Genomic DNA, 2,610 nt, shown 5'->3' with positions numbered 1-2,610 from the left:
ACAAAAGCAGCTTAAAAAATTAGGAAAAACTATCTTAACTAAAAGGAAAAATAGTCCAACTAAGTGGGAGTACTATATTAATTAGAAAAAAATTTCGTGGTTCCGTTAAGTCGTGTGGTCCTATTCCCCATTCACCGATTCTTGTATTTATGCCAAAATCTTTGTTTAGCTTTATTAGTTGACGGCTTGTTCTTTCCAAGAAATAAATGTGATTTCCGGTAATTTGCATTTTTATTGCCTCTGACATGAAAGTTGAATCTGGGAGGACATCCATACTACTTTCCAAAACGCAGGGAATAATTTTAAAATCAGCATTGTCTTTTTTACAAGAACCAATGAAAATGATAAATATAAAAAAGAATAGGGGCTTGTTAGATAAATTGTTGGTCATAAGAATTGAAATTAGAAGAAGTGTCCAAATGTATTATTGGCCTATCTTAATGCATGTTGGACACTCTTTTGTTAAACTTAGCCTTGGCAATATGTATAATTATCATCACAACATACATAACCAATTGTATGGCTCTCGTCTCTTGTATACCGACAAGAAGTTCCCGAACAAGAGATTTCAGCACCATCTAGACAGGTGATTTTTACAGAACACGTCGATCCACCACCACTTTCACCTTGCGCCAACGCCTCCACATTACTCAATGCCAAATCACTAAGGTCGGCATTACTTTTCATACTTTTGTTCACTCCGAAACCTGCGGTTGCCAGGAGTGCGAGGGCGAACAGCCCTGATAAAACTCTTTTCTTCATAGACACAAATTTAAATGAATGATATGATTACTTATAGTTCCTTCCACCGAAGGAGAAGGGGTTTTTGCTTCTTCGTTTTCAATAAGTTCATTTTGTCCAGTTTACAAAGGTGGCAAAGCTCATAATGTAAACCAATTTTTTTGACTCACTTATAACTCACTTTTTCTAATCTGTTGAAAATTAGCATTTTACTTTGTGTTTATTATTATTTTTTTGTAAAGGAACAGAATAAATGATGATTGACAAAAGAATAAATTGTTAAGATTCTGTTCAAATTCTGTCGCCTATTTATTCGACCTTTATTTTACAATTTCATCTAAATCTATATATGCAAATTGCATTGCATCATCCAGGTGAAAGATAATCCTGTTTAAGTATCTATCATGATAAAGTCCCACTATATTGTATCCCACCTCCAGTGTCTTGATATAATCACCATCTACTTCAAATACTAAAATCTCACTGGGAAGCGAATTACCGGACAACCTACTTTTTCCGGAATACGATGCGATTATCATATCATTACAAATAGCTACATTTCCGAAATACCTTGTTTCATTCGACATTCTATTATCCCATTTTTTCCCATAGATATTATATTTTAGATTGCCCTCTAAATCACATATCGTGAAAAGATCATGATGATTGTAACATTCAACATATATCTCTTGCTCTTTCGAAAAAGCAAACGAAATGCGTTTCCTTTTTATTTCAGGATGCTTATATTTCATCGGGGAAATTTCACCGGAATTGATATTCCATTTAGCCGTTACTATATCAAACCCGGAGTTTGTGGGTTCCATTATTGTCCCGAAACAAATAGAGTCATTTACAAAGATATATTCGTTAGGAAATTGTTGCTCTTTAATATTTAGTTTTACGGCTGGCTTGTAAGATGAATTCATAATAACACTATCTGAATGATATGCGAATATCTTTTGCTTTCCATGATCCGTAACATAAAAGGCGTTTTCCTGTTCGTTGACAGCGATATGCCCTAAATTGGTAATTTCATTTGGCCCTTGTCCATGAGGAGCCGTTTCCGCTAACAATTTAAAATTGGTTTTATCGAACAAGTAAATATGGTTTGTCAATGATTTATAATCACTGACAATTAGGTGTTTCCGCGTCGGGTATATTTTAGCAAAATTACTGAAATATACAGAATCAAATCTAATCTCTCTCAATAAGTTTTGTATATTAATGATATTATCTCGACTTTTATGTTGTTTCTCTTTTTCAGAATACTGCTTGCAGTTAGGTAATGTCAAAAAAAATATTAATAGAAATATACAATATTCTGTCTTTATGTAATTATCGAATGTTTTATTTCCCATATGATTTAGTCTTTATATTTCCAATATAGAAAAATAGTTATAGCGCAATATTTTGTTGTTCTAAAGAAATAATTCATAAAAGGAAATAATCTCCTTCTATGAATTATTTTTTAGCTAGTTTTAAATGTTACCAAACTTTTTCTTCAAAAGGTAACCAATGCTTGCAATAACATAATCCTGGTGCATCTAAACATCCATTAGGACAGTCTGAAGACTCACTTTGCGCCAACGCCTCCACATTCGCCAACGCCAACTCACTCAGATTGGCATCACTATTCATACTTTTGTGCACTCCGAAACCTGCGGTTGCAAGGAGCGCGAGGGCGAACAGGCCCGATAAAATTTTCTTCTTCATACGAATAAAAATTTAGTTTGTTAATAAATTATTGATTAATGCCTCATTATTGAGGACTTTTTATTCAATGGTTCCCTTAAGCCGTATAATCAACGGCGAGTTGTCCATATTGCCGTACACCGAAACGGTTTTATTGAAATACCCCCGGTCGTCGGC

The 2,610-nt window shown here is 34.0% G+C and carries 3 protein-coding genes; all 3 read right to left on the bottom strand.

Annotated elements, in window-relative coordinates:
* Nucleotides 1–468: 468 nt before the first annotated feature.
* Nucleotides 469–762, bottom strand: coding sequence for an NVEALA domain-containing protein (locus D7D25_RS17495; protein WP_122970198.1), 294 nt, complete (start codon nt 760–762; stop codon nt 469–471).
* A gap of 299 nt (nt 763–1,061) precedes the next feature.
* Nucleotides 1,062–2,099: a 6-bladed beta-propeller gene (locus D7D25_RS17490; RefSeq protein WP_122970197.1), complete on the bottom strand. Its 1,038-nt coding sequence runs from the start codon at nt 2,097–2,099 to the stop codon at nt 1,062–1,064.
* Nucleotides 2,100–2,226: 127 nt separating this feature from the next.
* Complete coding sequence (locus D7D25_RS17485; protein WP_122970196.1) at nt 2,227–2,454, bottom strand: NVEALA domain-containing protein; 228 nt, start codon at nt 2,452–2,454, stop codon at nt 2,227–2,229.
* Nucleotides 2,455–2,610 lie beyond the last annotated feature (156 nt).

Origin of the sequence: Proteiniphilum sp. X52 (assembly GCF_003712195.1) — a bacterium.
Taxonomy (GTDB): domain Bacteria; phylum Bacteroidota; class Bacteroidia; order Bacteroidales; family Dysgonomonadaceae; genus Proteiniphilum.
The sequence above is the reverse complement of the archived record's forward strand: the minus strand, read 5'-3'. Positions and strand labels throughout refer to the sequence as shown.